The sequence below is a fragment of the Komagataeibacter xylinus genome, assembly GCF_031081985.1.
Classification (GTDB): Bacteria; Pseudomonadota; Alphaproteobacteria; order Acetobacterales; family Acetobacteraceae; genus Komagataeibacter; species Komagataeibacter xylinus_E.
Window position 1 is genome coordinate 714,284 of sequence record NZ_JARWSK010000001.1, and the last position, 19,145, is coordinate 733,428.

The following is a 19,145-nucleotide window of genomic DNA, read 5'->3' on the forward strand; positions in this document are numbered from 1 at the left end:
CGGGAACAGGAATCAGGCCAGAGCGGCCTGCGCCTTCTTCACGATCTCGGCAAAGGTTGCCGCGTCGTCATAGGCGATGGCGGCGAGCACCTTGCGGTCGATCTCGATGCCAGCCTTGTCCAGGCCGTTGATGAAGCGGCTGTAGGTCAGGCCATGCTCGCGCACCGCAGCGTTGATACGCTGGATCCACAGGGCGCGGAACTCACGCTTCTTGTTGCGGCGATCGCGATACGCATACTGAAGCGACTTTTCCAGACGTTCCAGCGCGATGCGGTAATTGGTGGAAGAACGACCCCGGAAGCCCTTGGAAGCTGCCAGAACCTTCTTGTGACGGGCGAGCGTTGTTACGCCGCGTTTCACACGTGCCATATCTCAGGTGCTCCTTATGCCAGGCCGTAGGGGGCCCACTGCTTTACAGTGCGGCCATCCATTTCCGTCAGCACCTGCGAACCACGGTTCGTGCGCTTCATCTTCTGCGAGCGGTTGATCAGGCCATGGCGCTTGTTGCCGGGTCCTGCCAGCACCTTGCCGGTGGCGGTGATCTTGAACCGCTTCTTGACCGAAGACTTGGTCTTCATCTTGGGCATTTGCTTCTCCTTAAGGTTAAAGGCTGCGCCCTGCCCTGTTACAGGCAAGGACACCATTGCGGCCGGGCATGCCCTACAGGCCCGGACGCGCGAACAGGCAGGCTATAGACAACCTGGCATTCCCGATCAACCCCCTTGATGGGCATGACGCGTGCTTTCCCCTGCCCGCCCCATGCTGTAGGAGGAAAAAGCACCATAATAACCGGGAGGAAAACATAATGACCCAACGCGTAGCCTACGTAACCGGCGGCAGCCGCGGCATTGGCGCGGGCATTGCCAAGGCACTGGCGGGTGACGGATATGATGTTGCCATCTCATACGCCCGCAACGAGAAGGCTGCCGAGGCAACCGTGGCCGAAATCCGCGCCATGGGCCGCCGCGCCATGGCCATCTGCTGCGATGGCGAAGGCAATGGCAACCGTGCCGCGATCCAGCAGGTGGTGCGCGACCTGGGCCGCATCGATGCGCTGGTGTGCAATGCGGGCGTCTACCCCCATGGCGACGTGAGCGAGATGACCGACGCGCAGGTCGATGCCGTGCTGGGCCTGAACGTGCGCGCCGTGATGATCGAGGCCATCGAGGCCTCGCGCCACATGACCAAGGGCGGCCGCATCATCCTGATCGGCTCGGCCTTTGCCGATCGCTCCCCCTTCCCCGGTATTTCGCTCTATTCGGCCTCAAAGGCGGCGCTGAACGGGTTTGCCCGGGGGGCTGCGCGCGACCTCGGCCCGCGCGGCATCACCATCAACGTGGTCCAGCCCGGCCCGATCGATACCGACATGAACCCCGCTACCGGGCCGGCGGCCGACCTGCTGCGCAGCTTCATGTGCCACAAGGAATACGGGCAGGTGAGCGATATCGCTACCGTGGTCTCGTTCCTCGCCAGCCCGCAGGCCAGCTTCATCACCGGCTCGGCGCTGACGACCGATGGCGGCATCACGGCCTGATCATGGCCTGACGGCACGGGCGGCGTGATCATATGCCGCCCGCTGCGTGTGCAGCCCGCCTGAAACCGCAAACCCGCAAAAAAAACAACCGCCGCCTTATTTTTCAAAAAGGGGGGGTGTTCCTCGAAGCCTTTCGAAAAAAGCTTCACCAAAAACTTCTTTATGATTTCGGGATATTTTCCAGGCTGACTTTTAAACGGCCCCTAAAGACGTGCCGCCTCCGTCATGGCGGATTTGCGCCCTGACGGACTTACCGCTCGACATACCGGCTTAACATGCGCGCCAGAAAAGGGCCGGTAAACAGCACGAGCACGAACCGCACGGTCTGCATCGCCATGACGAAAGGCATATCCACCCCCGCCGTCGTGGCCGCGATGATGGCCACGGTATCCTCGCCCCCTGGACTGGTGGCCAGATAGGCGGTCAGCAGCGAGACATGCTTGAGCCGGACCAACACAAGCGCCATCAGGCAGCAGCTTGCAATCATCAGCACGACCGCAATCAGAATATAGGGAAACGCACGGGCGGCATAATGCAGCGTCGCGCGTGTAAACCGCACGCCAATGCCCCAGCCCAGTATCGCGTAGCCCGCAAGCAGCAGCCACGGCGGCAGTTCGATGGACAGCAGCCCCGTATCCTGCAGCACGGTTGCGATGATAAGCGGAATCATGAGCGCGCCTGCCGACAGGCGTAGCCTGTGCGCCAGCGCCACTCCGGCCACGATCACCATGAGCGTCTCACCTAAAGCGGGCCACGCCACGGGCGCGAACCAGCCCTGCCCCTCGCCATCAGCACCTGTGCTGGTCGTGCTGCGCGCCATGACGGTGGCTGCCATGGCCACTGCTGCTGCGCGAAAATACTGCATAAAGGCGACAAGCCGCATATCCGCGCCATAGGCCTGCGACATCAGGGTCATGGCCGTGGCGGCACCGGGCGATGCCCCCCATAGCGCCGTGCTGCCCGGCAGCACCTTCCAGCGCGCCAGGCAAAAACCGATCAGGGTGCAGACCAGAATGACGCACAGAACGCCACCCAGAAAAAGCGGGCCTTCGCCGATGACCTCGGAAAAGATCGAAAGCTGGAGACTCCGGGCAATCATGCACCCCACAATGCCCTGCGCCAGCAGGAAACAGGGCGCGGGAATGGGCAGGTCAGCCTCGTGAACGGCCAGGACCACGGCGGCAAACATGGGGCCGATCAGGATCGCTGCAGGCAGATGCATGTAATGCAGGGGAACGGTAAAAATAACCGACAGGGCAATGAGCCAGCACCATTTTACAGGGAGGCCACTGTTCTGGAACGACAGGCGCTTTGCTGTCATTACCGGTCCTGGGGACGGAATTCTGTTGACCATGAAAATTCTCGACTGAACACAATCATGCATGAATGCCATGTTTCATGCGGCCGGGATATGGGACAGGCCGCATGGACCGTGCGTTTACATGGACCGCGCCTGACTTCAGCCCGTATCGGGCATCCGCGGGTCAGGGCAAGGTGCGTTTTTCCTGAATGTTTCTTTCAGCAAATAAAATGTTCGGGTGCCTTGAAGGAGCAGGTTCATCCCGCCGGTCACGGCGGCCTCCCCTGCCCCATCATCATGCAACCCGTATCCGTCACATGGCGGTGGCACGGTTAAAAAATACTTCAGCCGGGATCATCATTGCATATGGCAGGCCAGGAGCCTGCCACATTCCACCTGCCCTTTATTCCCACAACCGCGTGCGGTAACGCGCCAGACGTTCGGGATCCACCTCAACGCCCAGGCCGGGGCTTGTGGGAACCTGTATCTTGCCATCCACCTCCGGGAAAGGATGGGCAAGAATATCCTCCACAAGGAAGCAGGTCGGCATATAGAACTCACACCCCAATGTCAGGTCAGGAATGGCCGACATCATGTGCAGGCCCGCCATATGGGCGATGCCGGTTTCCAGCATGCAACCCCCATACACGCCAATGCCTGCCGCACGCGCGATGGCAGCAACTTCCAGTCCGCGCCGTATGCCGCCGCTTTTCATAATTTTCAGGCTGAACAGGTCGGCGGCCTGCATCTTGACAACCGTCAGCGCATCACGCGGGCCGAACACGGATTCATCGGCCAGGATGGGCGTGTCGATCGCCTGGGTGATGCGGGCCATGGCCTCGATATTGGTACGTGGCACCGGCTGCTCGATGAAGGTCAGGTCGAAGCGTTCCAGATCCTTGAGCCTGCGGATGGCTTCATAGGCATGCATGCCCTGATTGTAGTCAACACGCAGGTCGATCTCGCTGCCATAGGTATTGCGCAGGTCCTGCAGGCGCATGACATCGAATTCATGCGAGGCAAACCCCGCCTTGAGCTTGTAGATGCGGATATTGCGCGCGTAGAATTCCTTTACCGTCTCGCGGTCGAGATCATAATTCGGGTTCGCGACCGAAAAACTCAGCGGAATGGCGTCATGGCAGCGCCCGCCAATCAGGTCGCCCACCGAGAACCCAGACATCTTGCCCATGATGTCGAGCAATGCCATTTCAACCGCCGCCTTGGCCTCCGTGCAGTTGACGACCATGCGGTCCATGGCGGCGAGATGCTTTTCAACCAGGCAGGGATCCGCCCCCATCAGGTAGGGCCGCATGAAAACATGCAGGGCCGCGACACTGGCCTCGACCGTGCCGGTAAAGACGGGCCAGGGCGACGCCTCGCCCCATCCGGTAATGCCACTTTTGGTTTTCAGTTCAAGTATAATGGTATCAAAGGACGACACATCACCAATACCATGCGCATGCGTAGCCAGTGTTGGCATGCGCAGTACATGAACACGCATGGCGATGATAGGATCAGAAACGCGGGTCATTGAGGTTATCCTAGACAATTTCAGGTTTACGCAATGTCAGATACGGACCAGATCAGAACAGGCCTGAATAATCGCCACCATCGACAAGCAGGCTCTGCCCCGTCATGAAACCGGCCTGCGCCCCGCACAGGAAAGCCGTGGTGCAGGCAATTTCCTCTGGCGTGCCAAACCGACCCGCCGGGTTTGCCCGCGCCTTTTCCGCCCAGAGCTCATCGTAGCTGCGCCCCGTCATCGCACTCAGGCCACGGATATGGCTGAACTGCGCCTCGGAGGCGACAATGCCCGGCAGCACGCTATTGATCGTGACATTATGCTTTACAACCTGCCGTGACAGGCCGGATGAGAACGCGACAAGCCCCGTCCGCGCCGCAGCCGAAAGACCAAGCACCGCATGGGGGTTCTTGACGCTGCGCGCGGTGATGTTAACAATCCGGCCAAATCCGCGCGCGATCATGCCATCCATCACGCGGCGGATCATGTCGATGGGCGCAAGCATCATCATGTCAAGCGCATGAACCCATTCCGGCCGCGCCCAGTCGCGAAAATCGCCGGGCGGCGCGCCACCACCGTTATTGATCAGGATATCGGGGCTGGGGCAGCATGTCATGACATGCATCCGCCCCTCTTCCGTCATCAGGTCCGCCACCACGATCTGGGGGGCGGGCAGTCCTGCCGCGCTGATCTGGCCCGCTGTTTCGGCCAGCCCTTCACGGGTGCGGGCGACAAGGCTGACCACCACCCCTTCGCGGGCCAGTTGCAGCGCGATGGCCTGACCGATGCCCCGGCTGGCGCCACACACGATCGCCCTGCGCCCCTCGATACCAAGTTCCATCCATTTTCCTCCGGTCCTGTAAGGAGAAGCGCGCCCTGCGCGGCGGTCCGGGCCTATGCCTTCAGGTAACGCTGCGGCACGGGAAAGACGCGCGGGCAGATCCCGCCCACAAACCAGGTCACGAGAGTATAGATGTCATAGACCGGCAGGCCGGTCGCGGCCGCAACGGCTGCGGCATAGGGCGGCATGTTGGTGCATTCCAGCACGATCGCCCCGACATCGGGGTTTTTCGCGACGAGTTCACGCGCGGCGGCGACGACATCCGCTTCAGCGAGGTCGATATCAAGGTCGTCCTTTTCCGCCTTGATCAGAACGCGGAAGAATTCCCTGCCGTTTTCGGTGCCGCATGTGGGGGTATCTTCTGGCGCGCCCACCGCGCGGAAATGGGCCGGTGTCAGCGTCGCGGCCGAAACCGTCACCACCCCAACCCGCTTGCCCGGCGGCAGGGTCGCCTGCACCGAGGGGATCTGCATGAGCGATGAGGTGGCGACCGGCACATCGAGTGCCGCCGCAAGTTCTGGCTGCAACAGCGCCAGAAAGCCACAATTGGTGGTGATGGCGCTGACCCCGCGCGCAATCATCTGCCGTGCGGACTCAATGGCCACGGGCAGGTAATCAAGCGGGTTGCCCATGACGACGTGTTCAGGCGTCACATTGGGCATGATGTGCAGTTCCACCGGGAAAGGCCATGTCTCGCCATTGCCCATGTCACCCGGAATGCGGGGAAAGCGGGCATCGAGCATGAGAACGCCAAGGTTCACACCATAAACGGCCTTGCCGCCGCGCGCCACGCGGCTGCCAGATACTACAGGTTGTGTCATCTGTCTTTGCTCACTTCATCATTTCATCAGGCTACAAGCTGGCTGACAGCCTTCGCAAGCCGCGCCATGGCGGTTTTCAGGTGATCATCCGATGCCGCGTAAGAAATACGGAAGAACCCCGGCAGCGCGAAACATGAACCCGGCACGATCGCCACCTCATGCTCATGCAGGACGTAATGGCACAACTCGCTATCCGTCGTGATGCCTTTTGCCCGCACCTGCGGCAGGTCAAGCAGCCCCTGGCAACTGGCGAAGGCATAGAACGCCCCCTTGGGCAGCAGGCAGTGAATGCCCTGCATGGCGTTCAGCGCGTCCACCACGATCGAACGGCGGTTGCAGAACACGGCCCGACGCTCGGCCAGTACATCTTGCGGGCCGGACAGGGCCTGTGCCGCTGCCGCCTGGCTGATGGAGCACGGGTTGGAGCTGCTCTGGCTCTGCACCACGGCCATGGCGGCGATGATGGGCTGCGGCGCGCCTGCAAACCCGATACGCCAGCCGGTCATGGAATAGGATTTGGAAACCCCGTTGATCGTAACCGTGCGGTCACGCAGATCCGGGCAGACTGCGGCCATCGTGACGAATCTGGCATCGTCGTAAACAAGGTGCTCGTAAATATCGTCGCAGATCACACCCACATGCGGGTGGCGACGCAGCACCTCCGCCAGCGCTTTGAGCGCCCCGCCATCATAAACGGCGCCCGTGGGGTTGGAAGGCGAGTTCAGCAGCAGCCAGCGCGTGCGCGGCGTAATGGCGGCTTCCAGTTTCTCGGGCGTGAGCAGGAAGGCGGTGTCCTCCGCACAGGGGCAGGTCACGGGCACGCCACCCGCAATGCGGATCATGTCCAGATAGGATGTCCAGCACGGCGTGGTGAGGATGACTTCATCATCCTGGTCCAGCGTTGCCATCAGCACGTTATAAAGCACCTGCTTGGCGCCCGGCCCGACGCTGATCTCGTTCAGTGCAAAGGACAGGCCGTTTTCGCGGCGGAACTTTTCCTGTATCGCCGCTTTCAGCGCGGGCGTGCCGTCAAGCGCCGTATAGCGGGTCTGGTTTGACAGGATTGCGTCGATAGCGGCCAGCTTGACATTATCCGGCGTGGGGAAATCAGGCTCGCCCGCAGCCAGAAGAATGACATCACGCCCCTGCTTGCGCAGGGCATTGGCATCGGCAACGATACGGATGATCTGAGATACTTCTATATCCTGTATGCGCCGCGCACGTGAAAAGCCGGAATAGACGTCCATATCATTCTCCTGGACCTGTAAAAATTTCACAAGCAGATAATGGCACCTGTCAGGGCAAGGCTTTGCCCCACAGGTACCATTTGCGTTTTATTTGTTTTATTTTTCTGTTTTCAGCTATCAGAACTGCAGGGACGCCTTGACATAGTAGAAACCACCCATGAAGCCATAGGGCGAGTTGAACGGATACTTGTAAGCCCCGTTCGACGTGCTGACCGATACCGCATGGTTGACCTGGTTGGGATAGTAGTTGAACAGGTTGTTGGCGCCAGCGGCAAGATGCAGGCGGTCAAGGACATCGTAACCGACTTCAAGATTGGTGATGTAGCCGGGCTTGACGACCGTCCACTGCGAAGTCGCCAGGCTCGGGCTGGCAATATAGGTGACCGTGCCGTAGCGCTCTTCTTCCGCGCGGATCGTCAGGCGCTTCCACTTCCACTGCACGCCCACCATCTCGCGGTTTTTCGGAGCCGTGTGCAGCAGGGTGTTCTGGGCATAACCGTTAAAGAGCTGCTGCGAGACATTGAAGTGCGAAATCTCGGTATCAGCGAAGTTGATGCCCATATTGAAGCGCAGCGTGCCCATCCGCCCGACACGCAAAGTATAGTCGGTGGTCACGTCGCCGCCATAGGTCAGCGTATTGACCGGATTCATGTAATACTGCCCATACGTCACGCTTGCGAGGCCGTAGTTTTGCAGAATACTACCAATCGGCGTGCCATTGTAGCTGGTGAACTGCGTCGAGTTCGCCATGCGGTCATTAATGGCGATGCGGTACAGGTTGGCCGACAGGTGCCAGTTATCAAGCGGCGTTGCATCGACACCGATGCTGTAGTTGCGTGAAGATTCACCCTTCAGCCCGCTCGAACCCAGCGCCTTTGCGGCAGCGCCATTCGCGGGCAACTGCGATGTGGCGTAGGTGGGGAAGTCGGTAACGATGAAGTAGTTTTCCTGCCCGAGCGTTGGCGGGCGGTAGCCCACGCCAACACTGGCCCGGATGGCCCAGCGCTTGTTGAAGTTGTAGCGCGTGCCGACCGTGCCGGTTTCCGCCGTCTTGTTGAGGTCGGAATAGTGCGCGACATGGCCGCCAAGGGTCCATTCCCACTTGGGCGTAACGTACAGGTCAACGTTGGCATACCCGTCATATACATCACGCGAGCTATTGCTGGCATCGACCGGAGCCGCACCGGCATGGCCACCAGCACCCGGCGTGGCCCCTGCCCGCATGCCGCCATCCGACCAGGACTGCAGGTCACCGGCTTCAAGCTGGAAGGTATCATGACGATATTCGCCGCCGAACATGAAGTTGATCGGCTTGGGCAGGAAGCCGACCTTGAAGTTCCGCGACATCTTGCCGCCAGCCACGAGTTCCGTTGCAATGTTGGAGCCATCGTAGAACGAGGTCTGGCTGTTCAGCCCGTAGGTCGCGTTATCCGAATCAAGCGTGCGGTAGTTCTGGTAGTCGCGGCCATACGTTACATATGTGTCCCATGACCATTTATGGAAATTCTTGCCACGGAAGCCGCCATTGACCTGAAAGTCATCTTCCGTCAGGCCCATGACGGGCTGGAACCCGTTGGGGTAGAATTCGGTAATGGTGTTGACGTTTGCAGCCGAACGGATGGTCTGCGGCGTTTCGTAGTCACGATGCGAATAGGTGGCGGTCAGGTAAGCCTTCACATCCGGCGTGATTGGCATTTCGCCGTTTGCCGAGAAAGTCTCGAGCATCTGGCGGCCCATGCCCATCATGCGGTTCAGGTTCTGGCCCGACTGCGGGTCCCCCGCCTTTTCATAAGTGCCGGAACGGTTGGTGGGCTGGCTGTGCGTCACCTGACCCGCGAGGTCCATGAAACCGCCGTTATGGCCAAGCGGCATGGCGTAGCTGGCCGAGCCATCAACCGCCTGGCCATCACCCGCGTAATAACCACTGTTCTGAATATTGAAGACACCGCCATGGGTATCTTTTTTCAGGACAATATTGACTGCGCCCGCAATGGCTTCCTGCCCGTACAGCGCGCTTGCGCCATCGGTAATGACCTCGACATGGTCGATTGCCGTAATGGGGATCAGTGAAATGTCAGCCGGTTCGGTGCCACTGTTCGGCCCGGCATTGGCATTGAAGTTTGCCGTCAGGTGCCGCCGCTTGCCATTGACAAGGATAAGGGTCTGGTCAGCCGACAGGTTGCGCAACTGCATGGTGCGCACGAAACCGTTGGCGCCAAGACCACTGAAGGATGGCGAGCTGAGTGACGGCGTCAACTGCTCGAGCGCGGCCATGACGTTGGTCTCGCCAGTCTGCTTGAGCTGTTCGGCGCTGACGACCTGCACGGCGGTCGTGCTGTGCACCTGCGTTGAATCGGACAGGGCCGAGTTGACACGCCGCACGCCAGAAACGGAAATGGATTCCGGATGCAGCGCGACATGCGCCGCAGTGGCAGTGGAAGCATGCGCGCCAGGCACCGGTTTCGGCTTGGCATGGCTCGAAGTCATGACAGGCGAGGACGCGGTCTGCGCTCCGGCCCTGAGTGGCGTAAGGGCACTCCCGACCATAAGAACCGCCCCAGCGGAAAACAGACTTTTTTTCCATACAAGTCGTTTCACCACAACATTGCTCTCCAGCTTACGGGTTACAGGCCGACGCGATAACATTTCCAGCACACTTAAAAGAAAGTCGAACGTTTGTTGTCACCTTAGTGCCTGCAATTACGTTTCGATTAAGTTACGATAACATATATTGGCCGGGAGGCTAGAAACTAACGCGGAAAAAAATTCAACCAATCATTATTTTTTGTCTTATTTTTAACAATATGTAGCGTTTACAACACGAAATCCATATCGTTTCAATTTAATAACGTTATTACACGCCAAAAAAACGATTTTTTATTTTTGAGAGACCGCCTGAAACACGCCAGGTCCGAAACCACAGCAACGTTTCCGGTGCAGCCCTGCTCACAACGCTTCGGCAAATGCTGCTGTTAAAAACAGTCAGGACAGGCAACAGGGGCGGAACATATCCGCCCCTGCCCGGATTTATACAAATAAAAACCCGGTATTACGGCTTGACCGCCACAACCATGATTTCCACCAGAATGTCGGGCAATGCCAGCCTGACTTCCCCACAGCATCGCGCAGGGGCACGTCCCTTGACAATCCAGTTGTCATAAACGCCATTCATCGCATCAAAATTCTTCATGTCCGACAGCCAGATCGTAACATTTACAATATGGCCCTTATCCGTACCTGCCTGGGCGAGTACACCTTCGATCGTTTCAAGAATCTGCGCCGTCTGGCCCGCGGCATCGCGTGAACGGTCAGCCGCCGTGCAGCCCGCAAGGTAAACCGTATTGCCTGCAATAACCGCGCGCGAGCGACGGGCATTCTGATCGATGTATTGTACGTCTGTCATGTTCATTCCTTTTTATTCATGAAATGCGGTGTTAATCCGGTATTCCGCACTTTCTTTCCTGATCCATTCAATAAACTGCATGATGGATGCGTTATTCTGTTTCTCTGTCGGGATTACAGCATAGTAAGCGCCCTGACCTTTCAACAACTCATCTGACAGTACGACGAGCTTGCCCTCGCGCAGTTCGCGCTCAACGAAAATATGCGGCACGAGGGCTGCACCAAGCCCACTCAATGCGGCTTCTATGGTTGCATTGAACTGGTCAAATATATTGCCATGCAATGGTTTGCTGGTCTTGATACCTGCATGTGACAGCCAGTATTCCCACAGTCCCGGCCGGGTTGTGAGCTGTATCAGGTTGATCCTGTTAAAATCTTCGGGTTTGCTGAAACCCGTCTTTTCCCGATAGGCCGGGCTGCACACCGGTATGATGATCTCGTCAAACAGATGATAGAGAATACCATTCGGCCATACGGCCTGACCGTAATGAATGGCGACATCGCAATCCGTATCATCAAAAGTGAATGCTTCAAAAACAGTGGAAACATTCACATTGAAATCAGGATACTGCGCAAACAGCCCGGCAAAACGTGGAATAAGCCAGCGTGAGGAAAAAGTTGAAAAAACGGAAAGGTTTATATTGTTCGTCTTGTCCGAGGACGAGATGATCTTGTAGGTCGTGCTGCTGATCTGCTCGATAATCGAAGCAATGGAAGGCAGGAGCAAACGCGCCTGGCGGGTCAGGACCAGGCGCTTGCGCCGCCGGTCAAACAGGGAGACCCCAAGCGTCAGTTCCAGACTGCGGATCTGTTTACTTATGGCGCCCTGGGTCAGATACAGTTCTTCCGCCGCCGCGCTAAAGTTTTCATGCCGCGCCACAGCCTCGAAAGCAATCATTTCTGAAATCGATGGTATAACCCGACGTGGTAACAACATGACCGTCTCCCCTTCCCTCTTGATTTACGACGAAACCATTCTCCCTGCTTGCGGGCGCCGCAGGCGCGAGGCGCTGATGAGTGCCGCGACCCAGGCGGTTGCTGTTGCCCATTCAAGGCAGTGCAGCGACGGATTGACCCTGACGCGGGCCAGGATGAAGGCCACCCCGATTGCGCCAAAGGTCTGGCCAAGAATACGACTGATGGAAATCATGCCGCTGGCACTTGATGAGCGGCTCGCCGGAGACGCCACAACCATTGAACGGTTGTTGGGTGACGTAAACAGGCTGTAGCCCATGCCCGCCACGGCAAAACGCCACATGATGTTGAAATTGCTGGCATCTGGCGGCAGGAGCCTGACCAGCAGGAACCCCACCCCGGTCATGAACAGCCCGATCGAGACCAGACAGCCTGCCGAATACCGGTCCGCCAGGCGACCGACTACCGGGGCCATCAGTACCATGCTGCCCGGCCAAGGCATGATGAGCAGCCCCGTTTCAATGGCGGAACGATGAAACAGGCCATTCAGCGTAAAGGGAATGGAGATCATGTAGAAATTCGCGGCTACGTAGGCCAGGAAACACGTCACGAACCCGGTGCGGAAGGCCGGGATGCCCAGCAGGTCAAGCGGCAGCATGGGGGTGGTCATGTTCTTCTGGTGCATGACCAGAACACCCATCGCCACCACGCCTGCCAGCACCAGCCCCGCGCCAATGCCAGCCGCCTCGCCATGCGCCAGCATGTCGGCACCGATGAGGAAAGCAGTAAACGTGACGATATTCAACCCGATGGCCAGGCTATCCATCCGCCGGGGCTGGCCCTGAATGGGCGGCAGGCACTTCAGCACGAATGCCAGCGTGATCAGGCCACAGGGCAGGTTGAACAGAAACAGCCACCGCCATGACCCCAACATCAGGATCAGTGCCGCGACCGATGGGCTGAGCGCCACCCCCAGCGAAGTGGCCAGCGCCGTCATGGCCAGCCCCCGGCCAATGCGCTGCGGCGGGCAGACAGCACGCACCAGTGCGGCATAGACCGCCATGATGCAAGCGCCCCCCACGCCCTGGATCATGCGCGCCACCGCCATGACCGGCAGGTTCGGCGCCCATGCGCACAGCACGGAACCAGCCATGAGAATGACCAGCCCGACCTGGCACAGCCTTACAGCGCCAATCTTTTCCGACCATGTGGCCAGTGGCAGCATGAGCGCGCAACCCGCCAGCTGGTAGGCATTGACCACCCACACGCCAGCCGAAGGACTGGCCCCGAGTTCACGCGTGATGGTGGGCAGGGCGATATTGGCAACCGCATAGTCAAGGACCGACAGCAGCACGGCCATGACAATGGCCGCCATGGCCATGACATGCCCGTATGGCGCCGGGCGCGGAGGGCTTGTTGTCATTTGCTCAGGCACAGGCGCTCCACTCCCTCGCGCGCTTACAGGCGAAAGCGGCAAAAGCGCGCCGGGTCGTAGGGCTTGATATCGGTGCGCGAAACGCCATCGATCAGATCCGCCACGATCTCGGCCGTATAGGGAGAACTGACCAGCCCCAGATGCCCATGCCCGCTGGCATAGACAACATTGGATGCATGGGGCGACACCCCGATGACCGGCAGGCAGTCAGGCGTGGAGGGACGGTTGCCCATCCAGCGCGCCACTTTTTCAAAGCTCTCGATACGGGCTGACGGAAAGGAGGCACGGATGCACTCGAGGATGATGCGCGCGCGCCGCCAGTCTGGCGCGCGGCCACGGCGGGCGAACTCCACCTGCCCTGCCCCGCGGATTTCGTCGCCCATCGGGGTAATACCGAATTTGAGATCCGACATCATGACAGGCACCGGCATCGCCACATCCTGAGCCGATACCTGCACATGGTAGCCACGCTCGCTGACCAGCGGCACCGTGTCAGACAGCATGCGCGCCAGTTCCGTCGTGCCGATACCGCCTGCAATCACCACGCGATCACAGGCGATCTCGCCACCGGCATGCTCCACCGCCAGCACCTGCCCGCCACTTTTACGAAAGCCGCTGACACGCCCGCTTACCTGCGTCACCCCAAGCCCTGCGGCATAGGTTGCCAGCGCGCTGGTGTAACCGCCCGGGCTGGTACAGTAGCCGCCATCGGTAATCAGCGCGCCGAACTGATAACGTTCGCTCAGGCCGGGGCACAGCGTGCGGAGTTCTTCGCCTTCAAGCTCGCGCCATGCCACCCCATTGTCGCGCCGCATCGACCAGCCAAGCGCATCCGCCCCATAGGCCGCACGGTCCGGATACACGATCAGCAGGCCACCGCCCCTGATCATCTGCGGCACGCCGGCCTCCCTGGCCAGGGCCTCGTGCCGCTCCAGCGCATCATGCAGGAAGGGCCGCAGGGCCGCCGCTATGGCGCGCGCCCGGCGTGGCGTGCAGCCTGCCGCCATGAAGCGCACCAGCCACGAGGCCAGTTGCGGCACGGCAGACAGGCGCAGCGTGAGCGGACCATTGGCGTTGAGCAGGTATTCGGGCACCTTGCGCCACAGGCCAGGCATGGACAGGGGCACGACCGAACCCGGATTGAGCCAGCCGGCATTGCCGTAGCTGGCCATCTCGCACGAGCCCGGCTGGTCGGTCCCGATAACGGTTACCCGGTGCCCCTTGCGGGCCAGGGCGATTGACACCACGGTGCCGACAATACCGGACCCGACAACAACAACATGTTGCGACATGACTTTCATCTCCGCACAGGAATTGATGGTTTTCAGTTGCGACCGACGTGAAAATGACGAAGGAATTCTTTGGTCCTGTCTTCCTGCGGGTTCTCGATCACGTCATGGGCAGGGCCTTTTTCCACCACGTAGCCACCACTCATGAACACCACCGTATCGGCAACATCGCGCGCGAACGCCATTTCATGGGTTACGACAACCATCGTCATGCCAGCGGCCGCAAGGTCGCGCATGACACCTAGCACTTCGCCCACAAGCTGGGGGTCGAGTGCGGAGGTCGCCTCGTCAAACAGCATAACCTTGGGCTGCATGGCCAAAGCCCGTGCGATGGCGACACGCTGCTTCTGCCCGCCCGACAGGTTGGAAGGCGAAACATCCGCCTTGTGCGCCATACCCACGCGATCAAGCAGTTCAAGCGCCTGCGCGCGCGCCGCATCACGCGGCACATGCTTGACATAAAGCGGGCCAGCCATGACGTTCTCGATCACCGTCATGTTGGGAAACAGGTTGAAGGACTGGAACACCATGCCGGTCTCGGCCCGGAAACCGGCAAGCCTGGCACCGCCGGGACGCTGGCTGCGCGGCCCGAATTCCATGACCTGGCTGTCAACGCGGATGCTGCCCGCACTTGGCTCTTCAAGCAGGTTGATGCAGCGCAGCAGTGTTGACTTGCCCGACCCGCTCGGCCCGATCAGCGCCACGCTCCCGCCCTGCGGCACATCCAGCGAGATATCATGCAGCACGGTATTCTTGCCGTAGGCCTTGCTGAGATTGGTGATCTGGATCATCGGAGGCTGTTGCGACATTATGAATTCTCCGCCACGGATCGCATCATGCCCACCGCCGTTCCAGCAGCCGCGACAACTGGGTCAGGGGGAAGAGGATCAGGAAATAAAGAATGGCAATGGTCGTGTACACTTCCAGCGGACGATAGGTGGCCGAAGCAACCATCTGCCCCTGATAGACAAGATCCGGCACCGTCACGACAGAAACAAGCGATGTATTCTTGAGCTGCAGCACCGTCTGGCTGACCATCGGCCCCACCATGCGCCGCAGCACCTGCGGCAGGATGACGCGACGCATCATGGTCCATGAAGTCATGCCCAGCGCGCGCGCGCCATCCCACTGCCCCGGATCGATCGAACGCAGCCCCGCGCGAAAGATCTCGCCGTAAAACACGCCCCCATAGATCGACAGGGCCAGCAGGGCTGCCGACATGGGCGAAAGCGTAATCCCCAGCACGATGGGCAGCGCATAATAACACCAGATCAGTTGCACCAGCGATGGCGTACATCGGAACACTTCCGACACCATGCCCAGCGGCACGGATATGAACCACATCCGGCTCTGCTGGCACAGGGCGAGGCAGGTGCCGATCACCATGCCGATTACAGAAGTAACAACCGTAAGGCCCAGGGTATATTCAATACCTGTTCCCAATAGTGGTGCGTAATGCCAGACGAGGCCAAAATCCCACTGGTAAGACATTATCGGTTACTTTCCCGCATATTGACCCCTCTCTCCACCATTATGGCAATCAGAAATTGAGGCCCGGCGGCAGGCTCTCGCTCTTCACGCCCTGGCTTGCCAGGGCCTCGAACATCCACTGGCGGATAATTCCCTCAGAGCGGCTGTAGAGCAGCCAGTTGTTGATATAGGTCAGCCAGCGCGGGTCGCTTTCAACCGGCACCCCCACGCAGGTGGGCTGGCCAATCATGGGCTGCGGCACGATCAGGGTGCCCACGTTGGGCGCACGACCATGCATCACTGACGCAATGGCGATGACCTGCACCACGCAGTCGGCACGGCCGGTCTGCAGCGCCATGATCGTATCGGTAGGTGACTGCACGGCCACCTTGGTGCACTTCGGCAGCGCACGGTTGACAAAGATATCGTGCGAGGACCCGACATCGAACGCAACCCGGACTTCAGGCTTGTTCAGGTCTTCCCACTTGCTCACCTCAAGGCCATTGCGCACGATGGCGGTAAAGGTGTTGTCGATCATGAGGTTGCTGAACTGCACCACCAGCCCGCGCTGCGGCGTGGGGCTGAGGGCGAACATGACATCGATCTTGTCGCTCTGCAGGTCCATCACCGCCCCGCCCCACTGGGCATCGACGATTTCACACGCAACACCGAGCGACTTCGCAAGGTCCTGCGCCATGGACACGCATGCGCCCGACCAGCCGCCGCCCATGATGTCCTTATGGAAAAACGGCTCCGCCCCCACCACGGCCGCCGTGCGCATCTTGCCTGTGCGACGGATGCGGTCGAGGCGGTTTTCGCCCGCGCTGTCGGCGCGGGCAGGAGCAGCACGCAATGCACCCGCCGCCACCACGGACCCCAAAGCGATTTTGGAAACAAGATCACGGCGCGTTGTCATTTCGTACTCTCCTTGTCCTGCGCGACCATTCCATTATGGCAAGGATGGCCGCGCGACCCATTTCGTTATCAAGTCGATATTAATTAGTATCCGATATAAATCAATCGCTTCGAAGGGTCAGACAATCTGGTTTGTCAACGCAGTGCCATTTTCAAGAGCGCTGATATTCTTCATCAGAATATCAACCACATTCCGCTCATAAAACTGGGTCTCGCCCGCGGCATGCGGCGTGACGATCACGTTGGGCATTTTCCACAGCGGAGACGATTCAGGCAGCGGCTCCTCCACAAAGGTATCCAGCGCGGCGCCAGCGATCTGGCCTTTCTCGAGCGCCTTGATCAGCGCCTGCTCGTCCACCACCTTGCCGCGCGCGACATTGATCAGCTGCGCATCGGGGCGCATGGCGGCGAGTGCTTCCACGCCCACCATGCCAAACGTCTCGGGCGTGAGCGGGCAGGTCAGCACGACCATGTCGGCCTGCGGCAGAGTCTCGATAAACTTGTCGTTGGTGATCATGCGCACGCCTGCGGGCGCATCCGCCGTGACACGGCGGCGCATGGCGATCACGTTCATGCCAAATGCCTGGCACAGACGCGCGACACGGGCACCGATGCCGCCAAAACCCACGATCAGGACGATCTTGCCGTTAAGCTCCTGCAGGCGGGTCGCCTGGTCGGTGCTGGTCGGGCGCCAGAAGGAATTGTGCTGGTCGTCACGCGCTTCGTACAGACGGCGCGACAGGCTGAGCATCAGGGCCAGCGCATGGTCGGATACGGCATTGGCGTTCACGCCCTGCGCACTGCACAGATGGATGCCACGCTCGCGGAATTTGTCATGATCGTAATGATCGACGCCAGCACTGACCGACTGCACCAGCTTGAGCTTGGGAGCGAGGTCAAGGAGGTGGTTCTTCCACAGCATGGAAATGACCAGCACTTCCGCCTCACCGATGACCGCCTCAAGATCCTTCAGCGTCTTGACCTGGGTGCATGGCGGCGGGTTGGGCCGCTTTTCCATCTCACCCTTGAGGTCATAATAGGCATGACCCACACAGACCTGCGGCTGGCTACCGGCCCAGATTTTGTTCATTTTTCTTTTCCTGCTGCATAGATCCATACTTTGAAATTACTTTTTACTTCCATAAAAAAGCAAACAAAGCACGGAAATGACTACGTTCAATTTGAGAATATCATACCGTATAAGTAACAATATGGAAGAGAAAACATCTCATCAAACTATTCCTTTACAGAATAGACACGGATGTTCCCGACCATGCCGCCCTGTCAGCCCTGTGCGTAAACGCGGCCAAAACGGTTGTTGATGAAGGATTCGTATTTGATGTTTTCCTGATATACGAAGCCTGCATCCGCAATCTGCCCTTTGGCGAGCATGTCGAGCACCGTGCAGATCCCGGCTGCCGTCGTGACCTGGATCGCGGTGCGCGGGCGGCCGCCGATATCCATGCCATGAATGGTGCTGGCGTAGCTTTTCTGCATGAACGCGCCATCCTTGTGCCCGGTGGCCGTGACGAAGATGATGATCTTGTCCTGCATGGTGCCTGGCACGGCGTATTCCAGAATGTCCTTCATCACGTCGCGGCGCTCGGCAAGCCGCAGGTCGCGCAGGAGGAATTTCATCAGATGGGCATGGCCGGGGTAGCGAATGGTCAGGTAGTTGAGGTTGCGCACCTTGCCTTCCAGCATTTCGCAGATGGAACCAAGGCCGCCAGACGTATTGAATGCCTCATAACGCGTGCCATCCATGGAAAACTCCTGCACGTTTTCCAGCGGCGTGACCTTGCGCATCACGCCATCGACAATTGCGTCACACGGTTCGCAATATTCGTTGATGACCCCATCAGGCGACCATGTGAGGTTATAGTTCAGCATGTTCGACGGATATTCGGGCAGCGCGCCCACGCGCATGCTAACATCGTGCAGGGTGTCGAACTGGGCTGCGAGCCATGATGTCACGATGGTGATGAAACCCGGAGCAAGACCGCATTGCGGAATCAGGGCCGTGCGTGCGCCCTGCGCCAGGGCGCGCACCCGGCCGGTGCTGGCAACATCTTCGGTCAGGTCAAGGTAATGCACGCCAGCCTTGACCGCCGCCTGCGCAATGCGCGCGGTCAGGTAGAAAGGGGCCGCACTCAGCACGGCGAACTTGCCATGCAGCGCCTGAGCCAGCATGGCGTCATCCGTAATGTCGAGCTGCCGCACCATAACACCGGCAAGCGGCTGCAGGGCCGCGATGATCTCGCTGGAGGCATCAAACAGGGTGACAGTATAATCACCTGTATCAGCAAGCATATCGGCAATAACGGAACCAATCCGCCCAGCCCCGATTACTGCGATCTCTTTCGTCATGCTCAATCCTTCATCCGTCGGTTGGACATGAAAAAGAGTGACATGCATCGTTGCCAGATCGTAGCATAAATTCGACCATAACGACAT

General features: G+C 59.4%; 18 protein-coding genes. 1 reads left to right on the top strand and 17 read right to left on the bottom strand.

Going from position 1 to position 19,145, the window contains the following annotated elements; genetic code table 11:
• Positions 1–12: 12 nt before the first annotated feature.
• Positions 13–369, bottom strand: coding sequence for a 50S ribosomal protein L20 (gene rplT, locus QEG70_RS03585; RefSeq protein WP_014104634.1), 357 nt, complete (start codon positions 367–369; stop codon positions 13–15).
• A 14-nt stretch (positions 370–383) separates the two neighbouring features.
• Positions 384–587: a 50S ribosomal protein L35 gene (gene rpmI, locus QEG70_RS03590; protein ID WP_007400447.1), complete on the bottom strand. Its 204-nt coding sequence runs from the start codon at positions 585–587 to the stop codon at positions 384–386.
• 218 nt (positions 588–805) lie between these two features.
• Here rpmI and QEG70_RS03595 point away from each other — a divergent pair, with 218 nt between their 5' ends.
• Positions 806–1,534, top strand: coding sequence for an SDR family NAD(P)-dependent oxidoreductase (locus QEG70_RS03595; RefSeq protein WP_308719388.1), 729 nt, complete (start codon positions 806–808; stop codon positions 1,532–1,534).
• Positions 1,535–1,784: 250 nt separating this feature from the next.
• Here the strand turns inward: QEG70_RS03595 and QEG70_RS03600 are convergent, their stop codons facing one another.
• The 15 genes from QEG70_RS03600 to QEG70_RS03670 all read right to left on the bottom strand — a co-directional run bounded on the left by QEG70_RS03600 (position 1,785) and on the right by QEG70_RS03670 (position 19,058).
• The gene (locus tag QEG70_RS03600; protein ID WP_308719389.1) at positions 1,785–2,855 is read right to left on the bottom strand and encodes an AbrB family transcriptional regulator; all 1,071 of its coding nucleotides are present in this window, start codon (positions 2,853–2,855) and stop codon (positions 1,785–1,787) included.
• A gap of 382 nt (positions 2,856–3,237) precedes the next feature.
• Complete coding sequence (locus QEG70_RS03605) at positions 3,238–4,365, bottom strand: enolase C-terminal domain-like protein (protein WP_308719390.1); 1,128 nt, start codon at positions 4,363–4,365, stop codon at positions 3,238–3,240.
• Between the two features lie 52 nt (positions 4,366–4,417).
• Positions 4,418–5,197, bottom strand: coding sequence for an SDR family oxidoreductase (locus QEG70_RS03610; protein WP_308719391.1), 780 nt, complete (start codon positions 5,195–5,197; stop codon positions 4,418–4,420).
• Between the two features lie 53 nt (positions 5,198–5,250).
• A complete protein-coding gene (locus QEG70_RS03615; protein WP_308719392.1) occupies positions 5,251–6,018 on the bottom strand; it encodes an aspartate/glutamate racemase family protein in 768 nt (255 codons plus the stop codon).
• A 26-nt stretch (positions 6,019–6,044) separates the two neighbouring features.
• Positions 6,045–7,265, bottom strand: coding sequence for a pyridoxal phosphate-dependent aminotransferase (locus QEG70_RS03620; protein ID WP_308719393.1), 1,221 nt, complete (start codon positions 7,263–7,265; stop codon positions 6,045–6,047).
• 117 nt (positions 7,266–7,382) lie between these two features.
• Positions 7,383–9,812, bottom strand: coding sequence for a TonB-dependent receptor plug domain-containing protein (locus QEG70_RS03625; RefSeq protein WP_308719394.1), 2,430 nt, complete (start codon positions 9,810–9,812; stop codon positions 7,383–7,385).
• Positions 9,813–10,314: 502 nt separating this feature from the next.
• On the bottom strand, positions 10,315–10,668 hold the full coding sequence (locus QEG70_RS03630) for a RidA family protein (RefSeq protein ID WP_061271683.1): 354 nt from the start codon (positions 10,666–10,668) through the stop codon (positions 10,315–10,317).
• Positions 10,669–10,680: 12 nt separating this feature from the next.
• A complete protein-coding gene (locus QEG70_RS03635) occupies positions 10,681–11,604 on the bottom strand; it encodes a LysR substrate-binding domain-containing protein (RefSeq protein WP_308719395.1) in 924 nt (307 codons plus the stop codon).
• A gap of 24 nt (positions 11,605–11,628) precedes the next feature.
• Positions 11,629–13,005: an MFS transporter gene (locus tag QEG70_RS03640; RefSeq protein WP_308719396.1), complete on the bottom strand. Its 1,377-nt coding sequence runs from the start codon at positions 13,003–13,005 to the stop codon at positions 11,629–11,631.
• Between the two features lie 35 nt (positions 13,006–13,040).
• Positions 13,041–14,309 carry an NAD(P)/FAD-dependent oxidoreductase gene (locus QEG70_RS03645; protein ID WP_308719397.1) on the bottom strand — a complete coding sequence of 423 codons (1,269 nt, stop codon included), beginning with the start codon at positions 14,307–14,309 and terminating at the stop codon, positions 13,041–13,043.
• Between the two features lie 32 nt (positions 14,310–14,341).
• Positions 14,342–15,115 (bottom strand): amino acid ABC transporter ATP-binding protein, encoded by a 774-nt coding sequence (locus tag QEG70_RS03650; RefSeq protein WP_061271679.1) that lies wholly within the window; start codon positions 15,113–15,115, stop codon positions 14,342–14,344.
• A 25-nt stretch (positions 15,116–15,140) separates the two neighbouring features.
• Positions 15,141–15,797: an amino acid ABC transporter permease gene (locus QEG70_RS03655; protein WP_308719398.1), complete on the bottom strand. Its 657-nt coding sequence runs from the start codon at positions 15,795–15,797 to the stop codon at positions 15,141–15,143.
• Positions 15,798–15,846: 49 nt separating this feature from the next.
• Positions 15,847–16,692 carry a transporter substrate-binding domain-containing protein gene (locus QEG70_RS03660; RefSeq protein ID WP_308719399.1) on the bottom strand — a complete coding sequence of 282 codons (846 nt, stop codon included), beginning with the start codon at positions 16,690–16,692 and terminating at the stop codon, positions 15,847–15,849.
• Between the two features lie 117 nt (positions 16,693–16,809).
• Positions 16,810–17,781 (bottom strand): D-2-hydroxyacid dehydrogenase, encoded by a 972-nt coding sequence (locus tag QEG70_RS03665; RefSeq protein WP_308719400.1) that lies wholly within the window; start codon positions 17,779–17,781, stop codon positions 16,810–16,812.
• A gap of 194 nt (positions 17,782–17,975) precedes the next feature.
• Complete coding sequence (locus QEG70_RS03670) at positions 17,976–19,058, bottom strand: saccharopine dehydrogenase family protein (RefSeq protein WP_308719401.1); 1,083 nt, start codon at positions 19,056–19,058, stop codon at positions 17,976–17,978.
• Positions 19,059–19,145: the final 87 nt, after the last annotated feature.

Bases quoted from the DNA above. Each gene is read 5' to 3' on its own strand.
- rplT (WP_014104634.1), bottom strand. From the start codon at position 369: ATGGCACGTGTGAAACGCGGCGTAACAACGCTCGCCCGTCACAAGAAG.
- rpmI (WP_007400447.1), bottom strand. From the start codon at position 587: ATGCCCAAGATGAAGACCAAGTCTTCGGTCAAGAAGCGGTTCAAGATC.
- QEG70_RS03595 (WP_308719388.1), top strand. From the start codon at position 806: ATGACCCAACGCGTAGCCTACGTAACCGGCGGCAGCCGCGGCATTGGC.
- QEG70_RS03600 (WP_308719389.1), bottom strand. From the start codon at position 2,855: ATGACAGCAAAGCGCCTGTCGTTCCAGAACAGTGGCCTCCCTGTAAAA.
- QEG70_RS03605 (WP_308719390.1), bottom strand. From the start codon at position 4,365: ATGACCCGCGTTTCTGATCCTATCATCGCCATGCGTGTTCATGTACTG.
- QEG70_RS03610 (WP_308719391.1), bottom strand. From the start codon at position 5,197: ATGGAACTTGGTATCGAGGGGCGCAGGGCGATCGTGTGTGGCGCCAGC.
- QEG70_RS03615 (WP_308719392.1), bottom strand. From the start codon at position 6,018: ATGACACAACCTGTAGTATCTGGCAGCCGCGTGGCGCGCGGCGGCAAG.
- QEG70_RS03620 (WP_308719393.1), bottom strand. From the start codon at position 7,265: ATGGACGTCTATTCCGGCTTTTCACGTGCGCGGCGCATACAGGATATA.
- QEG70_RS03625 (WP_308719394.1), bottom strand. From the start codon at position 9,812: ATGGTCGGGAGTGCCCTTACGCCACTCAGGGCCGGAGCGCAGACCGCG.
- QEG70_RS03630 (WP_061271683.1), bottom strand. From the start codon at position 10,668: ATGACAGACGTACAATACATCGATCAGAATGCCCGTCGCTCGCGCGCG.
- QEG70_RS03635 (WP_308719395.1), bottom strand. From the start codon at position 11,604: ATGTTGTTACCACGTCGGGTTATACCATCGATTTCAGAAATGATTGCT.
- QEG70_RS03640 (WP_308719396.1), bottom strand. From the start codon at position 13,005: ATGACAACAAGCCCTCCGCGCCCGGCGCCATACGGGCATGTCATGGCC.
- QEG70_RS03645 (WP_308719397.1), bottom strand. From the start codon at position 14,309: ATGTCGCAACATGTTGTTGTTGTCGGGTCCGGTATTGTCGGCACCGTG.
- QEG70_RS03650 (WP_061271679.1), bottom strand. From the start codon at position 15,115: ATGTCGCAACAGCCTCCGATGATCCAGATCACCAATCTCAGCAAGGCC.
- QEG70_RS03655 (WP_308719398.1), bottom strand. From the start codon at position 15,797: ATGTCTTACCAGTGGGATTTTGGCCTCGTCTGGCATTACGCACCACTA.
- QEG70_RS03660 (WP_308719399.1), bottom strand. From the start codon at position 16,692: ATGACAACGCGCCGTGATCTTGTTTCCAAAATCGCTTTGGGGTCCGTG.
- QEG70_RS03665 (WP_308719400.1), bottom strand. From the start codon at position 17,781: ATGAACAAAATCTGGGCCGGTAGCCAGCCGCAGGTCTGTGTGGGTCAT.
- QEG70_RS03670 (WP_308719401.1), bottom strand. From the start codon at position 19,058: ATGACGAAAGAGATCGCAGTAATCGGGGCTGGGCGGATTGGTTCCGTT.